General features: G+C 58.5%; 21 protein-coding genes. 15 read left to right on the top strand and 6 right to left on the bottom strand.

The annotated features are described in order from the left end of the window. Positions 1-111: 111 nt before the first annotated feature. Positions 112-1,350 carry an NAD(P)/FAD-dependent oxidoreductase gene (locus tag ACQ4LH_RS05430; protein ID WP_430696274.1) on the bottom strand — a complete coding sequence of 413 codons (1,239 nt, stop codon included), beginning with the start codon at positions 1,348-1,350 and terminating at the stop codon, positions 112-114. Positions 1,351-1,429: 79 nt separating this feature from the next. Between ACQ4LH_RS05430 and ACQ4LH_RS05425 the strand changes: the two genes are divergently transcribed. After that, positions 1,430-2,167: a substrate-binding periplasmic protein gene (locus tag ACQ4LH_RS05425; RefSeq protein ID WP_430696273.1), complete on the top strand. Its 738-nt coding sequence runs from the start codon at positions 1,430-1,432 to the stop codon at positions 2,165-2,167. 35 nt (positions 2,168-2,202) lie between these two features. Here the strand turns inward: ACQ4LH_RS05425 and ACQ4LH_RS05420 are convergent, their stop codons facing one another. Then, complete coding sequence (locus tag ACQ4LH_RS05420) at positions 2,203-3,201, bottom strand: GlxA family transcriptional regulator (RefSeq protein WP_430696272.1); 999 nt, start codon at positions 3,199-3,201, stop codon at positions 2,203-2,205. Between the two features lie 138 nt (positions 3,202-3,339). On the opposite strand from ACQ4LH_RS05420, the gene ACQ4LH_RS05415 reads away from it, so the two are divergent. After that, positions 3,340-4,170, top strand: a complete 831-nt coding sequence (locus tag ACQ4LH_RS05415) for an alpha/beta hydrolase family protein (RefSeq protein WP_430696271.1) — start codon at positions 3,340-3,342, stop codon at positions 4,168-4,170. A gap of 50 nt (positions 4,171-4,220) precedes the next feature. Further along, on the top strand, positions 4,221-5,015 hold the full coding sequence (locus tag ACQ4LH_RS05410; protein WP_430696270.1) for an acyl-CoA thioesterase: 795 nt from the start codon (positions 4,221-4,223) through the stop codon (positions 5,013-5,015). A 21-nt stretch (positions 5,016-5,036) separates the two neighbouring features. On the opposite strand, the gene ACQ4LH_RS05405 is transcribed toward ACQ4LH_RS05410, so the two are convergent. The 3 genes from ACQ4LH_RS05405 to ACQ4LH_RS05395 all read right to left on the bottom strand — a co-directional run bounded on the left by ACQ4LH_RS05405 (position 5,037) and on the right by ACQ4LH_RS05395 (position 10,185). Further along, positions 5,037-6,272 (bottom strand): diguanylate cyclase domain-containing protein, encoded by a 1,236-nt coding sequence (locus ACQ4LH_RS05405; RefSeq protein ID WP_430696269.1) that lies wholly within the window; start codon positions 6,270-6,272, stop codon positions 5,037-5,039. 78 nt (positions 6,273-6,350) lie between these two features. Continuing rightward, positions 6,351-7,730, bottom strand: coding sequence for an ATP-dependent RNA helicase DbpA (gene dbpA / locus ACQ4LH_RS05400; protein WP_430696268.1), 1,380 nt, complete (start codon positions 7,728-7,730; stop codon positions 6,351-6,353). Positions 7,731-7,965: 235 nt separating this feature from the next. Beyond that, a complete protein-coding gene (locus tag ACQ4LH_RS05395; RefSeq protein ID WP_430696267.1) occupies positions 7,966-10,185 on the bottom strand; it encodes a primosomal protein N' in 2,220 nt (739 codons plus the stop codon). Positions 10,186-10,340: 155 nt separating this feature from the next. Between ACQ4LH_RS05395 and rpmE the strand changes: the two genes are divergently transcribed. The 4 genes from rpmE (at position 10,341) to ACQ4LH_RS05375 (ending at position 14,190) form a co-directional block, all read left to right on the top strand. Continuing rightward, entirely contained in the window at positions 10,341-10,556 is a 216-nt protein-coding gene (gene rpmE, locus ACQ4LH_RS05390) for a 50S ribosomal protein L31 (protein ID WP_296216777.1), read from the top strand. Between the two features lie 26 nt (positions 10,557-10,582). Continuing rightward, positions 10,583-11,383, top strand: a complete 801-nt coding sequence (locus tag ACQ4LH_RS05385) for a thermonuclease family protein (protein WP_430696266.1) — start codon at positions 10,583-10,585, stop codon at positions 11,381-11,383. Beyond that, positions 11,380-12,819: a M48 family metalloprotease gene (locus tag ACQ4LH_RS05380; protein WP_430696265.1), complete on the top strand. Its 1,440-nt coding sequence runs from the start codon at positions 11,380-11,382 to the stop codon at positions 12,817-12,819. The genes ACQ4LH_RS05385 and ACQ4LH_RS05380 overlap by 4 nt, the downstream gene beginning before the upstream one ends. A 102-nt stretch (positions 12,820-12,921) precedes the next feature. Then, complete coding sequence (locus ACQ4LH_RS05375) at positions 12,922-14,190, top strand: malic enzyme-like NAD(P)-binding protein (protein WP_430696264.1); 1,269 nt, start codon at positions 12,922-12,924, stop codon at positions 14,188-14,190. Between the two features lie 96 nt (positions 14,191-14,286). Here the strand turns inward: ACQ4LH_RS05375 and ACQ4LH_RS05370 are convergent, their stop codons facing one another. Beyond that, on the bottom strand, positions 14,287-16,701 hold the full coding sequence (locus ACQ4LH_RS05370) for a penicillin-binding protein 1A (RefSeq protein ID WP_430696373.1): 2,415 nt from the start codon (positions 16,699-16,701) through the stop codon (positions 14,287-14,289). A gap of 184 nt (positions 16,702-16,885) precedes the next feature. Between ACQ4LH_RS05370 and ACQ4LH_RS05365 the strand changes: the two genes are divergently transcribed. Genes ACQ4LH_RS05365 through ACQ4LH_RS05330 form a run of 8 tightly spaced genes read left to right on the top strand, consistent with a single transcriptional unit; the run spans position 16,886 to position 25,069 of the window. Beyond that, positions 16,886-17,950, top strand: coding sequence for a pilus assembly protein PilM (locus tag ACQ4LH_RS05365; protein WP_275960449.1), 1,065 nt, complete (start codon positions 16,886-16,888; stop codon positions 17,948-17,950). Further along, positions 17,950-18,522, top strand: a complete 573-nt coding sequence (pilN, locus tag ACQ4LH_RS05360; protein WP_430696263.1) for a type 4a pilus biogenesis protein PilN — start codon at positions 17,950-17,952, stop codon at positions 18,520-18,522. Before ACQ4LH_RS05365 ends, pilN begins: the two co-directional genes overlap by 1 nt. Beyond that, entirely contained in the window at positions 18,519-19,142 is a 624-nt protein-coding gene (pilO, locus tag ACQ4LH_RS05355; protein WP_430696262.1) for a type 4a pilus biogenesis protein PilO, read from the top strand. The genes pilN and pilO overlap by 4 nt, the downstream gene beginning before the upstream one ends. Further along, on the top strand, positions 19,142-19,660 hold the full coding sequence (pilP, locus tag ACQ4LH_RS05350) for a type 4a pilus biogenesis lipoprotein PilP (RefSeq protein ID WP_430696372.1): 519 nt from the start codon (positions 19,142-19,144) through the stop codon (positions 19,658-19,660). Before pilO ends, pilP begins: the two co-directional genes overlap by 1 nt. A gap of 55 nt (positions 19,661-19,715) precedes the next feature. Beyond that, a complete protein-coding gene (pilQ, locus tag ACQ4LH_RS05345) occupies positions 19,716-21,803 on the top strand; it encodes a type IV pilus secretin PilQ (RefSeq protein WP_430696371.1) in 2,088 nt (695 codons plus the stop codon). A 4-nt stretch (positions 21,804-21,807) separates the two neighbouring features. Further along, positions 21,808-22,326, top strand: a complete 519-nt coding sequence (aroK, locus tag ACQ4LH_RS05340) for a shikimate kinase AroK (RefSeq protein ID WP_430696261.1) — start codon at positions 21,808-21,810, stop codon at positions 22,324-22,326. 51 nt (positions 22,327-22,377) lie between these two features. Continuing rightward, positions 22,378-23,481, top strand: a complete 1,104-nt coding sequence (aroB, locus tag ACQ4LH_RS05335) for a 3-dehydroquinate synthase (RefSeq protein WP_430696260.1) — start codon at positions 22,378-22,380, stop codon at positions 23,479-23,481. Between the two features lie 10 nt (positions 23,482-23,491). Next, the gene (locus tag ACQ4LH_RS05330; protein ID WP_430696259.1) at positions 23,492-25,069 is read left to right on the top strand and encodes an AAA family ATPase; all 1,578 of its coding nucleotides are present in this window, start codon (positions 23,492-23,494) and stop codon (positions 25,067-25,069) included. The last annotated feature ends 199 nt before the right edge of the window (positions 25,070-25,268 follow it).

The raw sequence follows: 25,268 nt of genomic DNA, 5'->3' as shown, positions 1-25,268 counted from the left end.
TCCTGCTTCGTTCTACCTCCTGCATCCATGCAGTCGTCCGCGCCCTCGGCCATTTCTGCCTTGTCTCGCTCTAGCTCGTGAGATCCGAAACGGCTTCTAAAGCGTGGGAGGTTAGACGTATTGCGCGGCGGCGTAACCCGAGGCCCAGGCCCACTGGAAGTTGAAACCGCCCAGGTGGCCGGTGACGTCCAGCACCTCGCCGACAAAATACAGCCCCGGCGACTTCAGCGACTCCATGGTCTTCGACGACACCTCGCGGGTATCCACGCCGCCCAGAGTCACCTCGGCGGTGCGGTAGCCCTCGGTGCCGGCTGGCACCAGCTGCCAGTCGCCGAGCTGCTCGGCAATCGCCTTGAGTTCGGCGTGGGTGTACTGCTTCATCGGTTTGGAGGCGAACCAGTTGTCCGCCAGCAGCCCGGCCATCTTTTTGGTAAACAGCTCGGCGAGCAGGGTTTTCAGCTCGCTGTTAGGGCGTTCGCGCTGCTGCTCGGCCAGCCACTCAGGCAGGTCGATATGCGGCAGCAGGTTGATACTGATGGCCTCCCCGGGTTGCCAGAATGAGGAAATCTGCAGAATCGCCGGGCCGCTTAAGCCGCGGTGGGTAAACAGGATATTTTCCTTGAAGCTCTGGCCGTTGCAGCTCACCACGCAGTCTTCCACCGAGGTGCCGGACAGCTCGTTGCACAGCTCCTTGAGCTGCGGGTCGGTGATGGTGAACGGCACCAGGCCGGCGCGGGTTGGCAGCAGCTCGTGGCCGAACTGTTTGGCCACCTGATAGCCGAAACCGGTCGCACCGAGGGTTGGAATCGACAGGCCGCCGGTGGCGATCACCAGCGATTCGCAGCGCACCGCGCCGGCGCTGGTCTGCAGCTGGTAACCACTGTCCAGTTTGCTGATTTCGCTGACCGAGGTGTCCAGTCGCAGCTCAACGCCCGCTTCATCACACTCGCTTAGCAGTAAGCCGAGGATGTCGCTGGCCTTGTTATCGCAGAACAGCTGGCCGAGTTTCTTCTCGTGGTACGCCACGCCGTGCTTGGCCACCAGGCCGATAAAATCCCACTGGGTGTAGCGCGCCAGAGCGGATTTGCAGAAGTGCGGGTTTTCCGAAAGAAAGTTGCTCGGCTCGCAGTACATATTGGTGAAATTGCAGCGCCCACCGCCGGACATCAAGATCTTCTTGCCAGCCTTGTTGGCGTGATCCAACAGCAGCACCTGACGGCCGCGCGCGGCAGCCGTCAATGCGCACATAAGTCCGGCGGCACCGGCTCCAATAATCACGACCTGGGGTGTAAGCACAGCAATTTCCTCAACCTGCGACGTGCGCCACGGCGGGCGCAAAACAGCGCGCATCTTAGCGTATGGTCAGTGGGGTGTGGCTGCGCCGGTGATCGACTAGGCTTAGCTTTCGGTTTTCTCTGGAGCCCCGTTGATGAATGGACTGCGTGCCTGCCTGCTGTCGTGGGCGCTGTTGGCACCCCTGTATGGCAGCGCTGCAGAGACCTTGCGTCTGGTGGCGGACCCCTGGCCGCCATTCAATGATCAGACGCTGCTGAACAACGGGGTGTCCTCCGACCTAGTGACCACCGCGCTGACCCGCGCTGGCTACACCACCAGTTATGTTCAGGTGCCGTGGGAGCGTGCGGTGCGGGGGTTGCAGCAGGAAATCTACGATGTGCTGATCAACGCCTGGTACACCGATGAGCGGGCCGTTTTTGGCCATTATTCACAGCCCTACCTGATCAACCGCATCCGCTTTCTGCAGCGTAAGGGCAGTCAGATCAATTTCCGCCAACTGCCGGATTTGTACCCCTACAGCATTGCTGTGGTGCGCGGTTATGCCTATTCCAGCGAGTTTGATCAGGACAGCCGGTTGACCAAGGTCGGGGTGGTCGGCTTTGAAGTGGGCGCGCGCATGCTGCAGGCGCGGCGGGTGCAGTTGACCCTGGAGGACGAGCTGGTGGCGCGCTATCACCTGGGCCGCAGCCTGGCCGGGATTCGCAACCAGCTGGAGTTTCTGCCGCAGCCGTTAAGCGAGAACGGTCTGCATATTCTGGTCAGCCGTCAACACCCGCAGCATCAGCAGATTGCCGATGCCTTCAACAAGGCGATCGAGGAAATGCGTGCCGATGGCACCTATGCGCAGATCTTTCAGCGCCACGGTTTGTAGGGCGTTGCTGTCGGTTCTGGGGCATGTTGCGCTGATCACGGGCGCACATTTTCAAAGCGCTTGCGATAGGCGCTGGGGGTCAGTCCAACCCGCTGTTTGAACAGGCGCCTAAAGGAATTGCCATCGTCATAGCCCACCTGCAGGGTGATCTGTTCAAACCCTTGCTGGCTGCTTTCCAGGAGGAACTTGGCCCGTTCAATGCGCAGGTTCTGCAAATACTCGATGGGGGTTTGTTCGGTGGCTGCTTTGAAGCGGCGGATAAAGTTGCGCATGCTCAAGCAGAACTCCTCAGCCACTTGTTCCATGACAATGCTCTGGGCCAGGCGATGTTCCAACCAGACCTGGATCTTGAGAATCTCGGCGTCGGTATGGTTTTTCTTAAAGGTGGTGCTGGCGTAAGGGGTTTGGCTGCGCACGGCGACATCGACCAGCAGCTTTTTCGCGCACTCGGCGGCCAGTTGCGGAGAGGAAAACTTACGGATCAGGTGCAGCAGCAAATCGCTGCCGCTGGTGGAGCCCCCTGAGCACAGCACCTGCCCATCGTCGGTCACGGTGCGTTCGGGTTGTAACTTCACCTTGGGAAAGCGTCGCGCGAATTGCTCGCTGAACAGCCAGTGCGTGGTGGCGCAGCGGCCATCCAGCAGCCCTGCTTGGGCGGTGACGAAGGCGCCGGTGCACATGCTGGCGATATAGCTGCCTTGCTGGTGCTGCAGCTGCAGCCATTCGACCATCCTGCCCAGGCCGGGCAGCACGCCGAGAATGTTGAACATAAAACCCGGCACGATAACCAGCTGCGGGTTGTGTACCTCATCCAGGGCTTTGTCCGGGGCCAGTTTCAGGCCGCCCGTGCAGGCCACGCTGTGGCCATCAATCGAGGCCGTTTCCAGGGTAAACAGCGGCGCGTGGTCGGATTCATGGCGCGCGCTTTTCTGGGTCGCGTAGCGGTGCAGGGCATTAGCGGTGGCGAAAAACTCCAGGGTCGCCGCCACACTGGTGGAGGAGCAGTGATCGGCCATCAGGACGGTGACGCGCATGTCTACTCTCCGGTCGGTGCGGGGCGTGCTGGTAAAAATCGCATGTTATATGTCATTTCTGCTCATAGAGGCAGCCATGCGTGCGCTCTAGTCTGTGCTTATCAGCGTCCGATCATCGATAACACAGGGATTTCCAGCATGAAAAATACGGCATACCGGCTGTTCAAGAAGCCTTTCTTCGGCCGCTTTGTACGGCCCTGGCGCTGGCCGGAAGACGTTGAGCAGAGCCAGTGGCAGCGTTTGACTGTCGACAGCCTGTCGGGGGCGCGTATTTCTGCATTGTTAGCGTCGGCGCACACCGCAGAGGCCAAGGGTGCAGTGCTGTTGGCACACCCCATGGGCGTGGCAGCCAAGGGTTTCTGGATGAAGTACGGGCATGCCGAACTGCTGCGCCAGGCGGGCTATCACGTGATGCTGTTTGACTTGAACGGCTTCGGCGAAAGCACCTCGACCACTATGGATTACCCGCTGGATGTGCTCGCCGCCGGCCGTGCCTTGCAGGCGCAATACCCGGCGTTGCCCGTGGCGGTGCTCGGTGCGTCGATGGGCGCGGCCATGAGCCTGTGCGCCCTGGCGCAGCCCGATCATCCGTTCAAAGTGGCGGTGCTGGAATCAGCCTTTCCGACCCTGCTGCACTTCTGGTCGCGTTACCCCATTCCCAAGCTGGGCATCCAACTGTCCAAGCTGGTGTATCCCGCCGGTGAGCGCAGCTTGCGCCCCACCTACGCGGCGCAGCGCCTGGTGGGCAGCCCCGAGCTGTTGCTGATCTACGGCGAGGCCGATGAGCTCACCCCGGTCAAGGACGGCAAGTTGCTGCTGCAGGCCCTGCACGGCAAGACCGCAACGGAGTTCTGGCAGGTACCGGGGGCCGAACACACCCATGCCTATGCCGCGCAGCCCAAAGAATATGCCGAGAAAGTCATAGGGTTTTTAGATCGGCATTTGCTGGAAGAGCGCTTGGCGTCTTGAGCCGGGTTACTGCTTGAAAAAACCTCAATAAGCAAAATTAAGGATGAGTGATGAACTTCAACGATGCCATGGCGGCAGTGCGGGATAGCACTGCACCCATAGTGACTATTCCAGAGCATTGGGGCCAGGGCCGCGCCACGTTTGGCGGCATGCTGGCCGCCGTGCTGTTCGAGAAAGTCGCCACACAAGTGGCCCATGACCGCCCGGTACGTTCTGTGCTGCTGTCCTTTATCGCCCCCGTTGCGCCCGGGGCAATGGAGGTTCAGGTGACGGTGTTGCGTGAAGGCAAGGGCGCCACCCAGGTGCAAGCGACGGCTTATCAGAATGACCAAGCCTGTGCCGTAATGCTGGCCAGCTTTGGCGGCGATCGGGAGTCCATGCTGAGTGTGGCGCAAGAACGGGCGCCTGCCTTTACCGCTCCGGATGAGGTACAGGCCTTTCCGTTTATCCCAGGTCTCACGCCCGACTTCACCCAGTATTTCGATTACCGCTACACGGTGGGGAAAATGCCCTTTATGGGCTCTGAGCAAACGACAATGGGCGGTTGGATCAAGCTACGCGAGGACTCGCCGCACGCCATTTCGGTAGCGGCCATTCTGGCCCTACTGGATGCCTGGCCGCCGGCAGTATTCAGCATGTTGAAAAAGCCCACCTCGGGCAGCTCCTTGACCTGGGCCATCAGCTTTGTAGCGGTGCCGGAGGCGTGCAGCGCCAATGATTGGTGGCAATACCAGGCGGATATCCAAAACTCGGCAAACGGCTATAGCCATATCGATGCCCGTCTGTGGGACAAGCATGGCCAAGTGGCTGTGCTGAGCCGACAAACCGTCAGCGTATTTGGCTAATAGGGCTTGCGGGTGGGGTGGCTACTGCCAGCAGTTGCGCCCGCGGCCCAGATTTTTGGCCTGATACAGGCGCAGATCGGCCTGGTGCAGTAGGCTTTCCAGGTCATCTGGTGCGCCATGGTAAATGCCGGCGCTGAACGACAGGGGCGGTGCGCCGATGGCATATTTCAGGCTGGCGCAGTGGCTGCGTAGCTGATCAAGGGTTTCGCTGAGGGCTGCGGCATCCTGCTGGCTGACCATGGCGAACTCTTCACCGCCCAGACGGCCGAGCAGGGCGTCGGGGAAGGCAGCGGAAAACGCGCGGGCGAAGGCAATCAGCGCCGTATCGCCGCTGGCGTGACCGTGTTCGTCGTTGATCCGTTTGAAGAAGTCCAGGTCGAGCATCGCCACGCTAAGGTCGCGACCGCCCGAGCGGGCCTGCTGGAACAGCTGCTGACCGTGCTCGTAGAACGCGCGGCGGTTGTTCAGCCCGGTCAGGGCATCAAACTGCGCGGCCTGTTTCAGTGCGCGCAGCAGGTCGCGGCGCTCCAGGGTCGACATCACCCGGCAGTTGAGCTCTTCCGGGCAGAAGGGTTTGCGCAAAAAATCATCGGCGCCGTGCTTGATAAATTTGGCGCTGAGCGAGCCTTTCACGTCCGCCGAGAGGCCGAGAATGATCAGTTCGTGGCGCTTCATCTTCTGCCGTAGCAGTTTGACCAGATCGAAACCGCTGAGCCCCGGCATGCTGTGGTCGACCACCAGCAGGTCGATATCCGGCTGTTCCTTGAGGATGCGCAGGGCTTCGTCGCCGTCGCAGGCTTCGAGAATCTGGTAGCGGTGCGGGGTCAGCACGTGGCGGATGTAATGGCGGGTGGCGTCGGAGTCCTCGGCGATGAGGATCTTCACTTCGCTGTTGCTTTCCAGGCGGTGCAGCAGGCGGAAGGCGTACTCGTAGGAGTGCTGGCTTTCCTTGAGCACGTAGTCGACCACGCCTTTGAGCAGCATCTGATCGCGGCGTTGCTCGTTGTAGGTGCCGCTGAGGACGATGCAGGGCAGGTGATAACCCATCACCACATCGACGATCTCACCGTCCGGAGCGTCCGGCAGGTTGAGGTCGACGATGGCGGCGAAGAACAGCTCGGCCGAGGTTTCCAGCATCACCTGGGCTTCGCCCATGGAGGCGCAGAAGATCGGCTGAAAGCCGGTCTCCTTGCGAAACAGATGTTCGAGAATTTTCAGCACCAGGGGGCTGTCTTCGATCACCAGAATATTGCGCAAGGGGAGGGCTCCTCTTTGCTGGCCGCATGACTGCGGCCGTCTGTTCAGTTCGCGCTGCTAGGCAACTACTTTAAGCAACTATAGGGTGCGCACGCGCAGTGTGCGGCCCTTGATCTTGCCTTCAGTCAGGCACTTGAGCGCCTGCATGGCCACGACGCGCTCAACGGCCACATAAGCCTGAAAGTCGAAGATGGCGATCTTGCCGACCTGCGCGCCGGGGATGCCGCCATCGCCAGTCAGGGCACCGAGAATATCGCCAGGGCGCAGTTTTTCTTTGCGGCCCGCGCCGATGCACAGGGTAATCATTGGCGGCTGTAACGGCGCGCCGCCCTGGTGTTTCAGGCTGCTCAGCGGATGCCAGTTGAGCGGAGCCCTTTGCAGGGTTTCGATGGCCTGGGCGCGATGGCCTTCGGCTGGGGCGACCAGGCTCATGGCCAGACCCTTTTCGCCGGCACGACCGGTACGGCCAACGCGGTGAATGTGAATTTCCGAATCGCGCGCCAGTTCGACGTTGATCACCATGTCCAGCGCATCGATATCCAGGCCGCGTGCGGCCACATCGGTGGCCACCAGTACGGACAGGCTGCGGTTGGCAAACATCGCCAGCACTTGATCACGGTCGCGTTGTTCCAGGTCGCCGTTCAGCGCGGCAGCCGAGATGCCTTTGGCGGTGAGGTGGTCGACCACTTCCTGGCACTGCTGCTTGGTAAAGCAGAAGGCCACACAGGATTGCGGTCGGTAGCAGTTGAGCAGCTTGACCACCGCGTCCATGCGTTCTTCCGGGGCGATCTCGTAGAAGCGCTGCTCGATCTGCGTATCGTCGTGCAGGGCGTCGGCTTTGACCTGCTGCGGGTCGCGCATAAAGCTGGCGCTGAGCTGCTTGATTCCGCTCGGGTAGGTGGCGGAGAACAGCAGAGTCTGCCGGCGGCTTGGGGTCTGGCCGATGATCTCGGCAATGCTGTCGTAGAAACCCATGTCGAGCATGCGGTCGGCTTCGTCGAGGACTAGGGTGTTGAGGCCGTCGAGCTTCAACGTGCCCTTGCTCAGGTGCTGCTGGATGCGCCCCGGGGTGCCGACGATGATCTGCGCGCCGTGTTCCAGCGAGCCGATCTGCGGACCGAATGGCACGCCGCCGCACAGGGTAAGAATCTTGATGTTGTCAGCTGAGCGCGCCAGGCGGCGCAGTTCCTTGGCCACTTGGTCGGCCAGCTCGCGGGTCGGGCAGATCACCAGCGCCTGACAACCGAAGAAACGCGGGTTGAGCGGGTTGAGCAGGCCGATGCCGAAGGCCGCGGTCTTGCCGCTGCCGGTCTTGGCCTGGGCAATCAGGTCCATGCCCTTGAGCATGACGGGCAGGCTCTGCGCCTGAATCGGGGTCATCTCGGTGTAACCGAGCGACTCGAGGTTCGCCAACATGGCGGCGGAAAGCGGCAGAGAAGAGAAAGCGGTGTTGGTCACGGTACAGGCCTGCTAAACGAAATGGCGTGCAGTGTAACAGGCTGCGCCCTACGCCCTGACGTTAACAGGCAGCCGGTCGTGGGCCGGCGCGGCTTAGAACCTTATTTACGATCTCGCGAGCTAGAGCCATGCAAGGAAAAAACAGGCGAGGAAGCGGAGTTTACTGGTGTAAATGAGCATTCCGAGCCTGTTTTTAACGCAGCAGGGCCGACGCGCAGCAGATCGTAAAAAGGTTCTAGAAGAGGTCGATCGGGTCTACGTCTAACGACCAGCGCACGGCGCGGCCGCTGGGCATTTGTTCGAGGGCCAGCATCCAGGTATTGAGCAAGCGGTGCAGCGGCGCGCGGGCGTTGGCCTGGACCAGCAGTTGGGCGCGGTAACGACCGGCGCGGCGTTCCATCGGAGCGGGTACCGGGCCGAGCAGTTCGATGCCGCTGAGTTTCAGCTCGGTCAACAACAGCTCGGCTTCGCTGCAGGCGTCGTCGAGAAAGCCTTCGGCCTGCCCGGGTTTATGGGCTTCGGCGCGCAGCAGGGCGAGGTGGCAGAACGGCGGCAGGCCGGCGCCGCGCCGTTCGCTCAGGGCCTGTTCGGCGAAGGCGAAGTAGCCCTGCTCGGTCAGCTGCACCAATAAAGGATGGTCGGCCAGGTGGCTCTGGATAATCACCTTGCCCGGCTCTTCCGCGCGTCCGGCGCGACCGGCGACCTGCACAATCAGCTGGGCCATGCGCTCGCTGGCGCGGAAATCGGCGGAAAACAGCCCGCCATCGGCATCGAGAATCGCCACCAGGGTCACGCGGGGGAAGTGGTGGCCCTTGGCGAGCATCTGCGTGCCGACCAGGATGCACGGCTCGCCGCGCTGCACGGTGTTGAACAGGGTGGTCATGGCTTCTTTGCGCGAGGTGCTGTCGCGGTCGACGCGCAATACCGGCACGTCGGGGAAGAGAATCTCCAGGCGTTCTTCGGCGCGTTCGGTGCCCGCACCGACCGGGCGTAGGTCGACGTTATTGCATTTCGGGCAGTTGCTCGGTTGGCGCTCGACGTGGCCGCAGTGGTGGCAGCGCAGCTCGCGTGAGCGCTGGTGCACGGTCATCCGCGCATCGCAACGCGGGCATTCCGATAGCCAGCCGCAGTCGTGACACAGCAGAGTCGGGGCGAAACCGCGGCGGTTTAGGAACACCAACACCTGCTGGCCAGCTTGTAGGGTTTGGGCGATGGCTTGTTGCATCGGGCCGGAGATACCGGAATCCAGCGGCCGGCTTTTTACATCCAGACGCAGAAAACGCGGCTGCTTGGCGCCGCCGGCGCGTTCGCGCAGGTGCAGCAGGGCGTAGCGGCCGTTGTAGGCGTTGTGCAGGCTTTCCAGCGAAGGCGTGGCTGAACCGAGGACAATCGGGATGTTTTCCTGATGCGCGCGCACCACGGCCAGATCGCGGGCGTGATAGCGCAGGCCTTCCTGCTGTTTATAGGAGGCGTCGTGTTCTTCGTCGATGATGATCAACCCCGGCCGCTGCATGGGGGTGAACAGCGCCGAGCGGGTGCCGATAATGATGTCCGCCTCGCCATCACGCGCCGCCAGCCAGGCGTCCAGGCGTTCGCGATCATTTACTGCCGAGTGCAACAGGGCGATGCGCGCATTAAAGCGCTGCTCGAAACGCGCCAGAGTCTGCGGGCCGAGGTTGATCTCCGGGATCAGCACCAGGGCCTGTTTGCCGGCCTCCAGGGTTTCGCGGATCAGTTGCAGATAGACCTCAGTCTTGCCGCTGCCAGTCACCCCGGCCAGGAGAAAGGCGTTGAAGCTGCCGAGACCCGAGCGGATCGCTTCACTGGCCGCGCGTTGTTCGGCATTCAGCGGCAGTTCCGGTTGCGCCAGCCAGTTGGCGTGGCGCTCGCTGGGTGCATGGCGGCGGACTTCGACCTGGACCAGGCCCTTTTCCAGCAGCAGATCGAGGCTGTCCTTGTTCAGCTGCAGTTTGCTCAGCAGTGGATGGGCGACGCCGTGGGGGTGCTGGGCCAGGGTTTTCAGGGCGTCACGTTGGCGCGGTGCGCGGCTCAGGCGCGGGTCATCTAGCTGCGCGCCTTCCGTTACCGACCAGAAGCGCTGCTGGCGTACTTCCGCCGGCTCGCCCTGGCGCAGCAGCACCGGCAACGCCCAGCTCAGGGTGTCACCGAGGCTGTGCTGGTAATACTGCGCGGTCCACAGGCACAGCTTGAACAGCGCGGGCGGCAGCGGCGATTGGGCGTCGAGCAGTTGTAGGGCGGGCTTGAGTTTGTCTGCCGGAACTTCGCTGTGCTCGGTCACCTCAATCAGGATGCCGATCATCTCGCGCCGGCCAAACGGCACGCGCAGCCGTGCACCTGGCTGCAAGGCGCTGCGCGGCACACCGGGCGGGGCACGGTAGTCGAACAGGCGGCGCAGTGGCGAGGGCAGGGCAAGGCGCAGAATGACGTCGGGCACGCAAAGGCTCCAGCTGGAAGGGCGCGATCTTAGCATGCAGCCAGTCGACGGCCGGCCTTGCGTCGCTGCGGTGCTCTGGTATTATCGCCGGCCTAATTCCGTGCGGTACCTGACAATAGTGTCTGGTGGCGGCACGACAGCCCTGAGGAATCACCATGAAAGCCGATATCCACCCGAACTATGTAGCCATCACCGCCACCTGCAGCTGTGGCAACGTGATCGAAACTCGCTCCACCCTGGGCAAGGCTCTGAGCCTGGACGTGTGCAACGAGTGCCACCCGTTCTACACCGGCAAGCAGAAAATGCTGGATACCGGCGGCCGTGTTGATCGCTTCAAGCAGCGTTTCGGCATGTTCGGCGCCAAGCAGTAAGCTTGCGCGCAGCGACGGAGACCCTGATGGGTTACCCCGCGCTACTGAAAAAGGCGTCCCTAGTGGGCGCCTTTTTCGTTTTCGGCGTTTATTCAGGCGTCGCTCTGGCGTTCTGCCCGGCCCCCGGCAAGCTGCCCAGTGCCAAGGTGCAGCGGGTGGTGGATGGCGACACCCTGCGCCTGGTTGATGGGCGCAATGTGCGCTTGATCGGTCTGAACAGCCCGGAAATGGGCCGCCAGGGCCGCTCTGCCGAGCCTTTCGCCGAGGCCGCTCGCAAGCGCTTGCAAGCCCTGGTAGCGGCCAGCGAAGGCCGGGTCTCGTTGCAGTACGGCCAGCAGGCCAAGGATCACTACGGGCGCGCTTTGGCGCATGCCTATGACAGCCGTGGCCGTAACCTGGAGGCGCAGTTGCTGGCCGAGGGCCTAGGCTATCTGGTGGCTGTCGCGCCCAATCTGGCGCTGGTGCAGTGCCAGCAAGCCGCCGAGCGCAGTGCGCGGCAGACGCGTACCGGGCTCTGGCAGCGTTCGCCGGTGCAAACTATCGAGCAGTTGAACAGTGGCGGCTTTGCCCTGCTGCAGGGCCAGGTCGAGCGTGTCGAGCGCAATGGCGGCGGGCTGTGGTTGGAAATGGGTGATTCGCTGGTGCTGCATATTGCTCCCCGGGCGTTGGGCAATTTTGATCTGCGTGCTGTCCAAGGTCTTGAAGGTCGCAAGGTCGAGGCCCGCGGCTGGGTCATCGACCGCTCCAAGCGTGGCGGTTTGCGCGCGGGGCAGGCGCGCTGGATGCTGCCGTTGACCGATAAGGCTATGTTGGAGGTGTTGCCATGATCCTGCGCGTACTGGCGTTGTTCGTCCTGCTGATGCAGCTGGCAGGCTGCGCGGTCAATCCGGCCACCGGCCGCAGCAACTTCGTGATGATGAGTGAGCAGCAGGAGCTCGACCTCGGCCGCCGCTACAACCAGGAAATCCTCAAGCAGAACCCACGCTACGCCGACGAGAAGCTGCAGGCCTATGTGCAGCAGGTTGGTGAGCGGGTGGCGAAGAACAGTCACCGCAACCAGCTGGCCTATCAGTTCACCGTGGTCGACAGCCCGGATATCAACGCCTTTGCCCTGCCGGGTGGTTACATCTATATCCATCGCGGGCTGCTGGCCTACCTCAGCTCGGAAGCCGAACTGGCCGCCGTGCTCGGTCATGAAGTGGGCCACGTCACCGCGCGGCACAGCGTGCAGCAGCAAAGCCAGTCCACTGCTTGGGGCTTGCTGGGTCAAGCCGTGGCGATTGGTACGGGCGTGGGTGCGGCCGCCGATGTCACCGGGGTGCTGGGCAGCGCTTTTGTGCGTGGTTATGGCCGTGATATGGAGCTGGAGGCCGACGGCCTCGGCGCGCAGTATCTGGCCCGCAGCGGCTATGACCCGCAGGCGATGATCGAAGTGGTCAAGGTGCTGAAGAATCAGGAAGACTTCGCCCGCGATCAGGCTGCCGCGAGCGGTGATGCACAGCCGGCTGGCGGTTACCACGGGCTGTTCGATACCCACCCGGATAATGATCGGCGCTTGCAGCAGGTGCTGGGCCCGGCGCGGGCCTTGGCCACCGGCCAGCAGGAGGTCAATCGCGAGGCCTTTCTCAAACGCCTGGAAGGCTTGCCCTTTGGTGATTCTGCAGAAACCGGTGTGCGTCGCGGACAGCGCTTCTACCATGCCGATCTGAACTTCACCCTGGCGTTTCCCAAGGGCTGGAGCCTGCTCAATCGCCCGGATGCGCTGATCGGTCACACCGCCGATCAGCAGGCGTTTATTGCCATGACCCTGGAAGATAACCCGCAGAACCTGACGCCGGCTGAGCTGCTGCGCCAGCGCGTCGGCGGTCAACGGCTGGTGGCCGGAGTCGAGTTGCAGCAGGCTGGCCTCACGGGTTACAGCGCGGTGATTCCAGGCAATGCCGCCAAGCGCCTGGCGGTTATCCAGCATGGTGCGCGGGTTTACCTGTTTGTCGGTGCGGTGCGTGGTAGCGCCTCGCTGGAAAGCCACGATGAGCAGTTTCTAGGCGTGATCAAAAGCTTCCGGCCGATGACCAGTGCCGAGTATCAGCAGGCGCAGCCGCTGCGCCTACACATGGTCAAGGCCAAGCCGGGACAAACCATCGAGGCGCTGGCCAAAGGCAGCAAGTTGCCGGGTGACGCGCTGAAGACCCTGCGCTTGCTGAATAACCTCTACCCGACAGGTCAGCCGCGTGCTGGCGACTGGCTGAAGGTCGTGCGCTAGGGCCTGCGTGCGCATCCGGACTTGCCAGTCTTGTGCAGCTGTATACAACTTGCGTATCCTCGGCCGCCTGCCTGTTCAACAGCCCAAAGCGGAAATGCCAACATGTCTGATTTGAAAACAGCCGCTCTCGAATATCACGCCAAACCCCGTCCGGGTAAGCTGAGTGTCGAGCTAACCAAGCCCACCGCAACCGCACGCGATCTGTCCTTGGCTTACAGCCCGGGCGTCGCTGAGCCTGTGCGCGAAATCGCGCGTGATCCGGAGCTGGCGTACCGCTACACCGGCAAAGGCAACCTGGTGGCAGTCATTTCCGACGGTACCGCTATTCTCGGTCTCGGCGATCTCGGCCCGCTGGCTTCCAAGCCGGTGATGGAAGGTAAAGGCGTGCTGTTCAAGCGCTTTGCCGGTATCGACGTATTCGACATCGAAGTCGAGTCCGAGAGCCCACAGGCCTTTATCGACACCGTACGCCGCATCTCGATCACCTTTGGTGGCATCAACCTGGAAGACATCAAAGCCCCTGAGTGCTTTGAAATCGAACGCACGCTGATCGAACAGTGCGACATTCCAGTGTTCCACGATGACCAGCACGGCACCGCTATCGTTACCGCGGCCGGCATGCTCAACGCCCTGGAAATTGCTGGCAAGACTCTGCCAGCAGCCAAGATCGTCTGCCTGGGCGCCGGCGCTGCCGCCATCTCCTGCATGAAGCTGCTGGTGAGCATGGGTGCCAAGGTCGAGAACATCTTTATGATCGACCGCAAAGGCGTGATCCACGCCGGCCGCGACGATCTGAACCAGTACAAGGCGGTATTCGCCAGCGAAACCGACAAGCGCACCCTGGCTGACGCGCTGGACGGTGCTGACGTTTTCGTCGGCCTGTCGGGTGCCAACCTGCTGGCGCCGGAAGACCTCAAACGCATGGCGCCGAGCCCGATCGTGTTCGCCTGCTCCAACCCAGATCCGGAAATCAAACCGGAGCTGGCTCATGAAGTGCGTAATGACGTGATCATGGCCACCGGTCGTTCCGACTACCCGAACCAGGTCAACAACGTCCTGGGCTTCCCGTTCATCTTCCGTGGTGCGCTGGACGTTCGCGCGACCCGCATCAACGAAGAAATGAAGATCGCCGCTGCCCTGGCTCTGCGTGACCTGGCCAAGCTGCCAGTACCGCAGGAAGTCTGCGACGCTTACGGCGGCATTGCCCTGTCGTTCGGCCGCGAGTACATCATTCCGAAGCCGATGGACCCACGCCTGATCACTGTGGTCTGCGATGCCGTTGCCAAGGCCGCGATTGAAAGTGGTGTGGCGACTCTGCCGTATCCGAAGCATTACCCGCTGCAGTCAGTAAACGAGGTGTTCAACGGCTAATCGCTTAGCTCAAGAGCAATAAAAAACCCGCTTCGGCGGGTTTTTTATTGGCGCTATTTGGGCTTTCTCAGGCGTCACGCGACTGCCGCAGAGGTTTTAGAACAGGTCAATTGGCGCTGCTTCATCGGCCGGTAGCGGGCTGCCAGGGATATACATGCCAGGCTCAAACTCGCCCATGGGTGGTGGCGAGTCCTCACTCTTGAATAGCTCGAAGTAGGCCTCTGGCGTATCGGGTGTGGCCGCGCGGCCGCTGTGTGGATCGATACGCAGGGTCAGCAGGCCTTCGGGCTCTGCCAGCAGGTGGCTAGGCTTATCCTTCAAGGCTGCGGCCATATAGCTCATCCAGATCGGCAGGGCCACGGTGCCGCCATACTCGTTGCGGCCAAGGCTTTCCGGCTGGTCGAAACCGGCCCAGACGGTGGTGATGTAGTCGGCGTTATAGCCAGAGAACCAGCTGTCTTTCGACTCGTTGGTGGTGCCGGTTTTGCCTGCCAAGTCATCACGACCCAGGGCCATGGCGCGGCGGCCAGTACCGCGTTTGATCACATCCTGGAGCATGCTGGTCATGATGTATGCGGTGCGCTCATCAATGATCTGTTCGGCAAGCACCGGCTCAGGCGGCAGTGGCTGGTCGCCGACGCTGAGTTGCAGCGCGCTGCTCTGTTCTGCGCGCTGGGCGATGCCGGTCGGAGTCTGCGCCGGGTTGGCGTTGAACAGCTGCTTGCCGGTGCGGTCCTCGATCCGTTCAATCAGGTAAGGCTCGGTCTTGTAACCGCCGCTGGCAAACACACTCCAGCCCTCGGCGATCTCCATTGGCGTAAGGCTCGCGGTGCCCAGCGCCAGTGACAGGTTGGGCGGCAGATCCTTCTTCTCAAAACCGAAGCGCTCGATATAGCTCAGGGTGCTGTCGATGCCGAGGTCCTGCAGCAGGCGAATGGAAACCAGGTTGCGTGAACGGTACAAGGCCTCGCGCAGGCGGATCGGGCCGAGGAAGGTGTTGTTGTCATTCTTCGGCCGCCATACCTGCGACAGCGCATCGTCGGCGAACACGATCGGCGCGTCATTCACCAGGGTGGCGGCGGTGTAGCCTTTATCCAACGCGGCGCTGTACACAAAGGGTTTGAAGCTCGAGCCTGGCTGGCGCTTGGCTTGTGCGGCGCGGTTGTAGTTGCTCTGCTCGAAAGAGAAACCGCCGACCAGGGCGCGAATTGCGCCGTTGTTCGGGTCCAGCGATACCAAAGCGCTCTGCGCGGCGGGCAGTTGAACGAAGCGTAGGCTGCCGTCTTCCTGAAGCTGTACGCGGATCAGGTCGCCGATCTGGCTGACATCGGCAGGCTGCTGCGGGCGTGGGCCGAGGCTATTGGTGTTAAGGAAGGGCCGCGCCCATTTCATGCTATCCCAGGCCACGACGTGCTCTTCGCCGTTACGCAGCAGGACCATGATCCCGCTTTTCTCAACGCCCGTGACAATGGCTGGCTCCAGGCCGCCGAGAGAGGTTTGCTTGCTCAGCTCGATCTGCCAGTTTTCCTTGGTCATACCCGGCAGTCGGCTTTCCGGGCCGCGATAACCGTGACGCTGATCGTAAGTAATCAGGCCTTCACGGACGGCGCTATTGGCCGCCAGTTGCAGGTCGCTTGGCACCGTGGTGGTGACGTTAAAGCCCTCAGTGTACGCCTCACTGCCATAGCGACCGACCATCTCGGCGCGCGCCATTTCAGCAATATAGGGTGCTACCAGCTCAGGCGTCGGGACGTGGTAACTGACATTAATCGGCTCGGCCAGTGCTTCTTCATAGCGCTGCTGGTCTATGCGCCCAAGGCTGTGCATGCGCCCGAGAATCCAGTCGCGGCGTTCAAGGGCGCGGGTGGGATTGACCAGTGGGTTGAAGCGCGAAGGCGCTTTCGGCAGGCCGGCAATCATCGCCATCTGCGAAAGGCTGACGTCGCGAATGGATTTGCCGTAATAAACCTGTGCGGCCGCTTCGATACCGTAAGCGCGATTACCGAGGTAAATCTTGTTCACATAAAGTTCAAGAATTTCGTTCTTACTGAGCTCCCGTTCAATTTGCAGAGCCAGAAGTATCTCGTTGATCTTGCGCGAGAAACTTCTTTCGCTGGTAAGGAAGAAGTTCTTCGCTACCTGCATGGTAATGGTGCTGCCGCCAGTTTGAATCTGCCCGCTTTTCAAGATTTGCGTTGCAGCGCGCATCAGGCTGGTAAGGTCGACGCCATAATGATTGGCAAAGTTGTCGTCCTCGGCGGCCAGCAAGGCGCTGATGAAGTCCTGAGGGATGTCCGCGAAAGCGATTGGCGAGCGGCGCATTTCACCGAATTCGGCAATCAGCTTGGCGTCGCTGCTGTAAACGCGCAGAGGAATCTGCAGCTGAATACTGCGCAAAGATTCGACGGATGGGAGGCTAGGGCTAAGATAGAGGAAGGCCCCGCTGAAACTGAGCACCAGGCCACAAAAAGCGGCGAGGCCAGACCAGCAGAAAAAACGCAAAAGACGCATCAAGATTTTTGGATTTCCAGATAAAAGAACGAGTTAAGCGGAACACAAGGTTAAAAGAGAAAAACTGATCACATTATAAGCGGTTTTTTTGCTGGGTAGCCATTTGCGCTTCTGTCAAGACTGTTATTTAATGTGAAAAAACATAAATAGTCCGTAAGTCGCGGATGCCAATAGGAAATCGGTCGTGCTAGGGCTCTTCAATAAGAAAGCGAATACGCTACTCGGGATCGATATCAGTTCGACCTCCGTCAAGCTCCTCGAATTGAGCCGCTCCGGAAGCCGCTACAAGGTAGAGGCTTACGCAGTCGAGCCGCTCCCGCCAAACGCGGTGGTCGAAAAGAACATCGCCGAGCTGGAAGGGGTAGGGCAGGCCCTTTCACGTGTGCTCGCCAAAGCCAAGAGCGGTGTGAAAACCGTTGCTGTGGCGGTGGCGGGGTCGGCAGTGATTACCAAGACCATCGAAATGGAAGCCGGTCTTTCCGACGATGAGCTTGAGAATCAGCTGAAGATTGAAGCCGATCAGTACATTCCCTATCCGCTGGAAGAGGTCGCTATCGACTTCGAGGTCCAGGGCGCCTCTGCGCGTAATGCCGATCGTGTCGAAGTGCTGCTTGCCGCTTGCCGCAAGGAAAACGTTGAAGTTCGCGAGGCCGCTCTGGCGCTCGCCGGTCTCACCGCCAAGGTGGTTGATGTCGAGGCCTATGCGCTTGAGCGGGCTTACGGCTTGCTGATCGATCAGCTGGGTGGCGGTCGTGATGAGCTGACTGTTGCGGTTGTCGATATTGGCGCAACCATGACCACTCTCAGCGTTCTGCACAACGGCCGCACTATCTACACCCGTGAGCAGCTATTCGGTGGCAAGCAGCTCACCGAAGAAATTCAGCGTCGTTACGGGCTGTCCGTTGAAGAAGCTGGCCTTGCCAAGAAGCAGGGCGGCTTGCCGGATGACTATGACAGCGAAGTACTGCAGCCATTCAAAGAGGCTGTGGTTCAGCAGGTTGCTCGTTCGCTGCAGTTCTTCTTCGCAGCCGGTCAGTTCAATGATGTCGACTACATCTTGTTGGCTGGTGGTACCGCATCGATTCCTGATCTTGATCGTTTGATTCAGCAAAAAATAGGCACCCAGACATTGGTCGCCAATCCATTCGCTGAAATGGCGCTGAGTGGCAAGGTCAACGCGGGCGCGCTCGCCAGCGATGCGCCGGCCTTGATGATTGCCTGTGGTCTGGCGATGAGGAGTTTCGACTAATGGCGCGGATTAACCTTCTACCCTGGCGCGAGCAGCTACGCGAAGAGCGCAAGCAGCGCTTTTTGGTGACGCTTGCGGGTGTATTTGTGATTGCAGCAGGCGCTGTATTTCTTGGGGATCAGTATCTCAATGGAGCAATTGAGCAGCAGGATGCCCGGAATGATTTTGTCCGCAAGGAAATTGCTGTTTTGGATGCGCGGATTAAAGAAATCAGTGAGCTAAAAACCCGTCGCCAGCAGCTCCTTGAACGTATGAAAATTATTCAAGACTTGCAGGGTAATCGGCCGATTATTGGGCGTGTCTTTGATCAATTGGTTAGAACATTACCTGATGGTGTTTATTTCACTGGTGTAAAAATGACCGCGAAAAATATCGCTATTGTTGGTTCGGCCGAATCAAATAATCGCGTATCAAACCTGATGCGGAACTTGGATGCGTCTGAATGGCTAACAGCGCCAAACCTAACTGAAGTTAAGTCTGTAACAGCTGGAGCGGTTGATCAGGCCAACGTTTTTCAACTGAGCGTACAGCAGACCCAGCCGGAGCTTGCGGCAGAGGAGGCTAAGCAATGAGTCTTAATGATTCTTTAGAAAGCCTGCGGCAGATCGACTTAAGTGATCTTGATTTTAACAACGTTGGCTCTTGGCCCGCAGCAGTAAAATTTATTACTGGTGTTCTTTTGCTTGTGGCAGTTATTGCCTTGGGATACAACTTTCACCTTAAAGATTTACAGGTTCAACTGGAAGCGAAACAGACTGATGAGGTTTCTCTAAAAGAGCAGTTTTCAAGTAAGGCTTTCCAGGCTGCAAATCTCGATGCTTACAAAGAGCAGATGCAGGAGATGGAGGTTTCATTCGGTGCGCTTTTGAAGCAGCTGCCAAGTGATACTGAGGTCCCCGGGTTGCTTGAGGATATAACTAGGACAGGCTTGGGGAGTGGTTTGGAGTTTGAAGAGATTAAACTTTTGCCTGAGGCTGCTCAGCAGTTTTATATAGAGCTTCCAATACAGATTACTGTTGTGGGTGCGTATCACGATCTAGCGACATTTGTCAGTGGTGTTGCAAGTCTTCCTCGGATTGTTACGCTGCATGACTTTGACCTGATTTCAGCTGGCGATGATGCTTCGTCTAAGTTACGAATGAGTATACTGGCCAAGACTTATCGTTATAACGATAAAGAAGGGGCGCAGTGATGCTTTTTAGGTCTTTATTAGTCTTTTCTATCGTGGCTCTGTCTGGTTGTGACGGCAGTGATTTTTCTGATCTTCAAGTCTATATGGATGAGGTGCGTGCTCGCCCTAAAGGTGAAGTTGAGCCGCTGCCGAAGTTTCAGCCATATGAAAGCTTCGCATATAGCGCCGCAGCGCTAAGGAGTCCATTTCAGCCTCCTGTTAAATTGGAAGTGGCAGATAGGCAGAAAGGCTCTAAAGATGTTAAACCGGACGAGACTCGTACGAAGCAGTTTCTTGAAGGGTTTAATATAGAAACGTTTGTAATGGTTGGTACATTAGCTAATGACTCCGGTGCTTTTGCTCTGGTGAGTGGCGCTGGAGGTGTTCACCGGGTTCGGGTAGGCGACTATCTAGGCCGAAACCATGGCCGAATACTTGCCATAGATGAATCCAAAGTCGATGTAATTGAAATCGTTCCGGATGGTGAGGGTGGTTGGTTGGAGCGGCCGCGCAGCTTGTCCCTTAAGGAGCGCTCTTAATCGGAGCGGAATGAATATGAAAAAAAATAACCGATCTGCTCAGTGGAATATGATTATGAACATATCCCCCTCTTTTTTGGGGCTTTCTCTTTTGGCAGTCCTTTTTTCGCCATCGTTGACGGCTGCTGAATTGATGGCGCTTGATGTTGCTGCTTTGCCGGGGGATCGCGTCGAGTTAAAGCTGACTTTTGATGAGCCAGTGCTTGCTCCTCGTGGCTATACAATCGAGCAGCCCGCCCGTATTGCGCTTGACCTGCCAGGTGTATCGAACAGGCTAGGTGTTAAAAATCGAGAGCTTGGTGTTGGCAATGCTCGTAGTGTTACCGTGGTCGAGGCTAAAGATCGTACTCGGCTTGTGATTAATCTGACGAGCCTCTCCCCCTATTACACCCGTGCGGAGGGAAAAAGCCTTTTTGTTGTGGTTGGTGAGGGCGCAATAAGCTCTGTTGCACCTACTGCTTCTATTGCTACTAAGGTGGTTGCTCCTGCGAAGAAGTACTCTCCGCAAGTTAGGATGATTAATAATATAGACTTTCAGCGTGGCGAGCAGGGTGAGGGAAATGTTGTTATTACTTTGTCTGACGCATCTGTAAGTCCCGATATACAGGATCAGGGAGGTAAAATCCGATTGGACTTTGCCAAGACACAGTTGCCGGAATCTCTTCGCGTAAAGCTTGATGTGAAGGATTTTGCGACCCCGGTCCAATACGTAAGTACTACTGGGTTATCTGATAAGGCCAGTATCGTAATTGAGTCATCTGGTGTTTATGACTACTTGGCGTATCAAACAGATAATAAGCTGACTTTAAGTGTTAAACCATTGACCCAGTCTGAAGCCGAAAAGCGCAAGGCTGATAGTTTTGCTTATGCAGGTGAGAAGCTCTCTCTTAATTTCCAGGACATAGATGTTCGTTCGGTCCTGCAGTTGATTGCTGACTTTACGGATCTTAATCTAGTTGCTAGCGACACTGTCACAGGAAATATTACGCTTAGGCTGCAAAATGTTCCCTGGGATCAGGCTTTGGATCTTGTTCTAAAAACGAAGGGGTTAGATAAACGTAAAATAGGAAATGTACTTTTGGTAGCTCCAGCAGATGAGATAGCCGCGCGTGAAAGGCAGGAGCTTGAATCACAAAAACAAATTGCTGAACTTGCGCCTTTGCGTCGTGAGCTGATTCAAGTGAATTATGCTAAGGCCTCGGATATTGCAAAACTCTTTCAGTCAGTGACAAGCGCCGATGGCGCGTCGGATGATCGCGGGTCTATAACAGTCGATGATAGAACCAATAGTATTATTGCCTATCAAACACAAGCCCGTTTAGATGAGCTTCGTCGTATAGTTTCCCAATTGGACGTTGCTGTTCGTCAAGTCATGATTGAGGCGAGAATTGTTGAGGCCAATGTTGATTACGATAAGGCGCTTGGAGTCAACTGGCGCGGCGCTAGTGTAGGCGACTCCAATTATGTTTTCGGGGGGCGTGGGTTGACGCGTCCTAGTGCTCCGGGATATGGGCAGAATGCAGGTGTTCAAAACCCGTCAACAGTTCTTGGGAACTTTGTGGATCTTGGGGCTACGGGTGCAACCTCGGGGTTGGGGATAGGTTTCATTACGGACAATGCAATTCTCGACCTTGAGCTTTCCGCTATGGAGAAGACTGGTAACGGGGAGGTTGTATCTCAGCCAAAAGTTGTTACTTCAGACAAGGAAACAGCTAAAATTCTGAAAGGCTCTGAGATTCCCTATCAAGAAGCAAGCTCTAGTGGTGCAAGTACCACTTCCTTTAAGGAAGCGGCTTTGTCCCTTGAGGTTACTCCACAGATTACCCCGGACAATAGAATAATCATGGAAGTTAAGGTTACCAAGGACGCCCCTGATTTTGGTAATGCGGTTAATGGTGTTCCTCCAATCGATAAAAATGAGGTCAATGCGAAGGTTTTAGTAAGTGATGGTGAAACTATCGTGATCGGTGGCGTTTTTTCCAATACACAAACTAAATCTGTTGATAAGGTTCCATTCCTCGGGGATCTTCCATATGTCGGTCGTTTGTTTAAGCGCGATGTCGTCAAAGAGGAAAAGTCTGAGCTGTTGATTTTCTTGACTCCGCGCATCATGAACAACCAAGCCGTCGCGGTGAGTCGTTGATTCAGTGCGGAACTTGATCTTGGTTGGCCCGATGGGAGCTGGTAAAAGCACCATCGGGCGTTTGCTTGCTAAAGAGTTGCGGTTGCCGTTCAAGGACTCTGATAAAGAGATTGAGCAGCGCACGGGCGCGGATATTCCTTGGATCTTTGATGTTGAAGGTGAACAGGGGTTTCGTGAGCGTGAGCAGGCGGTAATCGCAGAGCTTTGCGATGTTGACGGCATGGTCTTGGCTACCGGTGGTGGGGCGGTAATGCGCCCCGAAAATCGTGTTGCGCTAAGGCGTGGTGGTCATGTGGTCTATCTGCATGCTTCTGTTGAGCAGCAGGTGGATCGCACTTCGCGTGATCGCAATCGCCCGCTGTTGCGTGCAGCGGATCCGGGTAAGGTTCTGGCTGAGTTATTGGCTGTTCGCGATCCGCTTTACCGTGAAATCGCCGACGTTGTGGTTGAAACCGACGAGCGTCCGCCTCGTCTGGTGGTGCAAGAGATCCTTGAGCGTCTTGAGGCGCTTTCTCCCCGTTAAAGCGCAGGCTGAACTGCGCTATCCTAGGCCCCTTTGTAACCTGGGGGCTTTATGCAGACTCTAAATGTCGATCTTGGTGAACGCAGCTACCCGATCTATATCGGTGCCGAGCTGTTAGCTCGTGGTGATTTGCTGGCTACCCATATAGTGGGCCGACAAGTCGCGATAGTGACCAATGAGACAGTGGCTCCCCTTTATCTAGCTGTACTTGAGCGTTCGCTCGCTGGCTGCGCCATTACCTCTGTAGTTTTACCGGATGGTGAGAGCCATAAAACCTGGGAAACCCTGCAGCTGGTTTTTGACGGGTTGCTGGGTGCGCGGCATGACCGGCGCACGACTGTGATCGCTTTGGGTGGCGGTGTGATTGGCGATATGGCGGGGTTTGCAGCCTCCTGTTATCAGCGCGGTGTGAACTTTATCCAGGTGCCAACCACGTTGCTGTCGCAAGTTGATTCATCGGTTGGTGGCAAAACCGGTATCAACCATCCGTTGGGCAAGAACATGGTAGGTGCTTTTTATCAGCCGCAAGCAGTGTTGATTGATACCGCTACGCTGGCTACCTTGCCTGCGCGTGAGTTGTCCGCAGGTTTGGCCGAGGTGATCAAGTACGGCTTGATCTGTGATGAGCCATTCCTGTCCTGGCTTGAGGAACATATGCCTGCGTTGCGTGCCCTCGATCAGGAGGCGCTGACTGCAGCAATCGCTCATTCTTGTGCGGCCAAGGCTCGCGTTGTCGCGGCCGATGAGCGTGAATCGGGGGTGCGCGCTACCTTGAATCTTGGCCACACCTTTGGACATGCCATCGAGACGCATCAGGGTTATGGCGTCTGGTTGCATGGTGAAGCAGTGGCGGCTGGTACCGTTATGGCGTTGGATATGTCCGAGCGTCTGGGCTGGATTAGCGCGGCTGAGCGTGAGCGGGTCGTCAGGCTGTTTGTCGCTGCCGGTTTACCGGTTGTTCCGCCCGCGGATATGACGCCTGAGGATTTTATGGAGCATATGGCGGTCGACAAGAAGGTTCTCGATGGCAAGCTGCGCCTGGTGTTGTTGCGCGGTTTGGGTGAGGCGGTTGTAACCGGTGATTTTCCCCGGGAAATTTTGAATGCCACGCTGACCGCAGACTATGCGGCGCAGCTGGCTCAGCTTAAAAATTAACGAGTGTCCCATGACAAGTTTGCATGCTGACGAGGCGTTTCTCGATCACTACCAGTTCACTCATGACCCCTTCGCTTCGCGGGTTCCGGGGTTCAAATTCTTCCCGGCGCAGCGCAAGCCAGTGCTTGGGCAGTTGCACCATTTGGCGCGCTACAGCCAGCTGTTGCTGGTAGTCAGTGGGCCGGATGGCAGTGGTAAAACCCTGCTGCGCCAGGCGCTGGTAGCGAGCACCAATAAGCAGGCGGTGCAAAGTGTAGTGGTGTCCGCCAAGGGCGCTTCTGATCCCGCCAGTATTCTGCGCCAGGTCGCCCAGGGCTTGCAGGTGCAGCGCCCTGAGCTGCCGGCCATTCTTGCTCAGGTCGGCCAGTTGGCTCTGACCGGGCAGGAAGTTTATGTGTTGGTTGATGACGCTGAGGATCTCAGTGACGCCGCGCTGACCAGTCTGTTGAGCTTGGCGGTGGGTAATGCTGAAGGCCGCCCGCACGTATTTCTGTTTGCCGAGTCGCAGCTGCTGTCGCGCCTTGAAAATGTGGCAGCAGGCGATGAGTGTTTTCATGTCATCGAGTTGCAGCCCTATAACGAGGAAGAAACCCGCGAATATCTGGCTCAGCGCCTTGAAGGTGCGGCGCAGGGGATTGAGGTATTCAGCGATGAGCAGATTGCCGATATTCACGAGCAATCTGCTGGCTGGCCGGGTGTAATCAATCAGGTTGCGCGTGAGTCGCTGGTTGAAGCGATGTTGGCGCAGCGTGGTGCGGCGAGTCGCGGTGGTTTTGCCTTCAATTTGCCGCGCAAGCATCTGCTGGCATTGTGCGTGGTCGCTATCGGGGTTCTGGCTGCCTGGTTTATGCAGGGGCGCGTCGTTGAAGATGTTGATGCGCCTGTTATTGCGCAGCTGCCGCTTGATGAGGTTGCGCCGCCTGCAGTGGTTGCGCCGCCAGCTGATGCTTCGGTTGCGCCTGCGATTCAGTTTGAAGGCGCAAACCAGCCGCTGCCGCTGCCTTTGGTGGGCGAGGCGCAGCCGGTTATTCGCGAGCCTTTGGCTCAGGCGGCTGGCTTGAGTGGCGCAGAAGAGGCTGACTCTGAGGGGGCTTCTGGGGCCGCAGATGTAGCGCCTGAACCAGCTCCAGTCGTGTCGGCGAGTGCTCCGGTTGCGCCTGTGGTTTCTGAGCCGATCAAGGTGGCTCCTGTGGTTACTCCGCCAGTTGCTCCCGTGGTCAAGCCGGTTGCGCCAGTGACGGCTGCAGTGCCGCCGCCAATTAAGCCACAAGCACCGGTTGCTGCGGCCAAGCCTGCTGTTGGTGGTGATTGGTATGCCGCGCAGGCGGGCTCGCGTTATACCCTGCAGATTCTTGGGGCTCGGTTGGAAAGTGGCGCGCAGGCTTTTGTAAAAGCCAATGGCGCGGATTACCACTATTTCAAGAAGCAGCATCAGGGCAAGCCGCTGTACGTGGTCACCTATGGCAGCTTTGCCACGCGTGATGCGGCGCAGGCGGCCTTGCGTACCCTGCCTGCAAAGGTGCAGGCTGGTAAGCCATGGCCGCGTAACTTTGCCGGCATTCAGCAAGAGATTGCCCAGGCGCGCTAGCTGATACACTTCAGCGCTTGCGCTGACCGGTCGGTCGCTACCACGACCTTCCGGTCTTATCCTTCGTTTTCGCGACATATTTTTTCAAGGCTTCGTCACTAAGGTTTGTGACGGCCTAGGCGGGTATGTACAATGACTGCCCTTTCGCCTGCGCAAAGCTGGGGCTTAGTCCTGCGCGCATGGTAAGTGGTTGAATTAG

This window comes from Pseudomonas peli, assembly GCF_050563605.1.
Taxonomy (GTDB): domain Bacteria; phylum Pseudomonadota; class Gammaproteobacteria; order Pseudomonadales; family Pseudomonadaceae; genus Aquipseudomonas; species Aquipseudomonas peli_A.
This window is presented reverse-complemented; position numbering and strand designations above follow the sequence as displayed.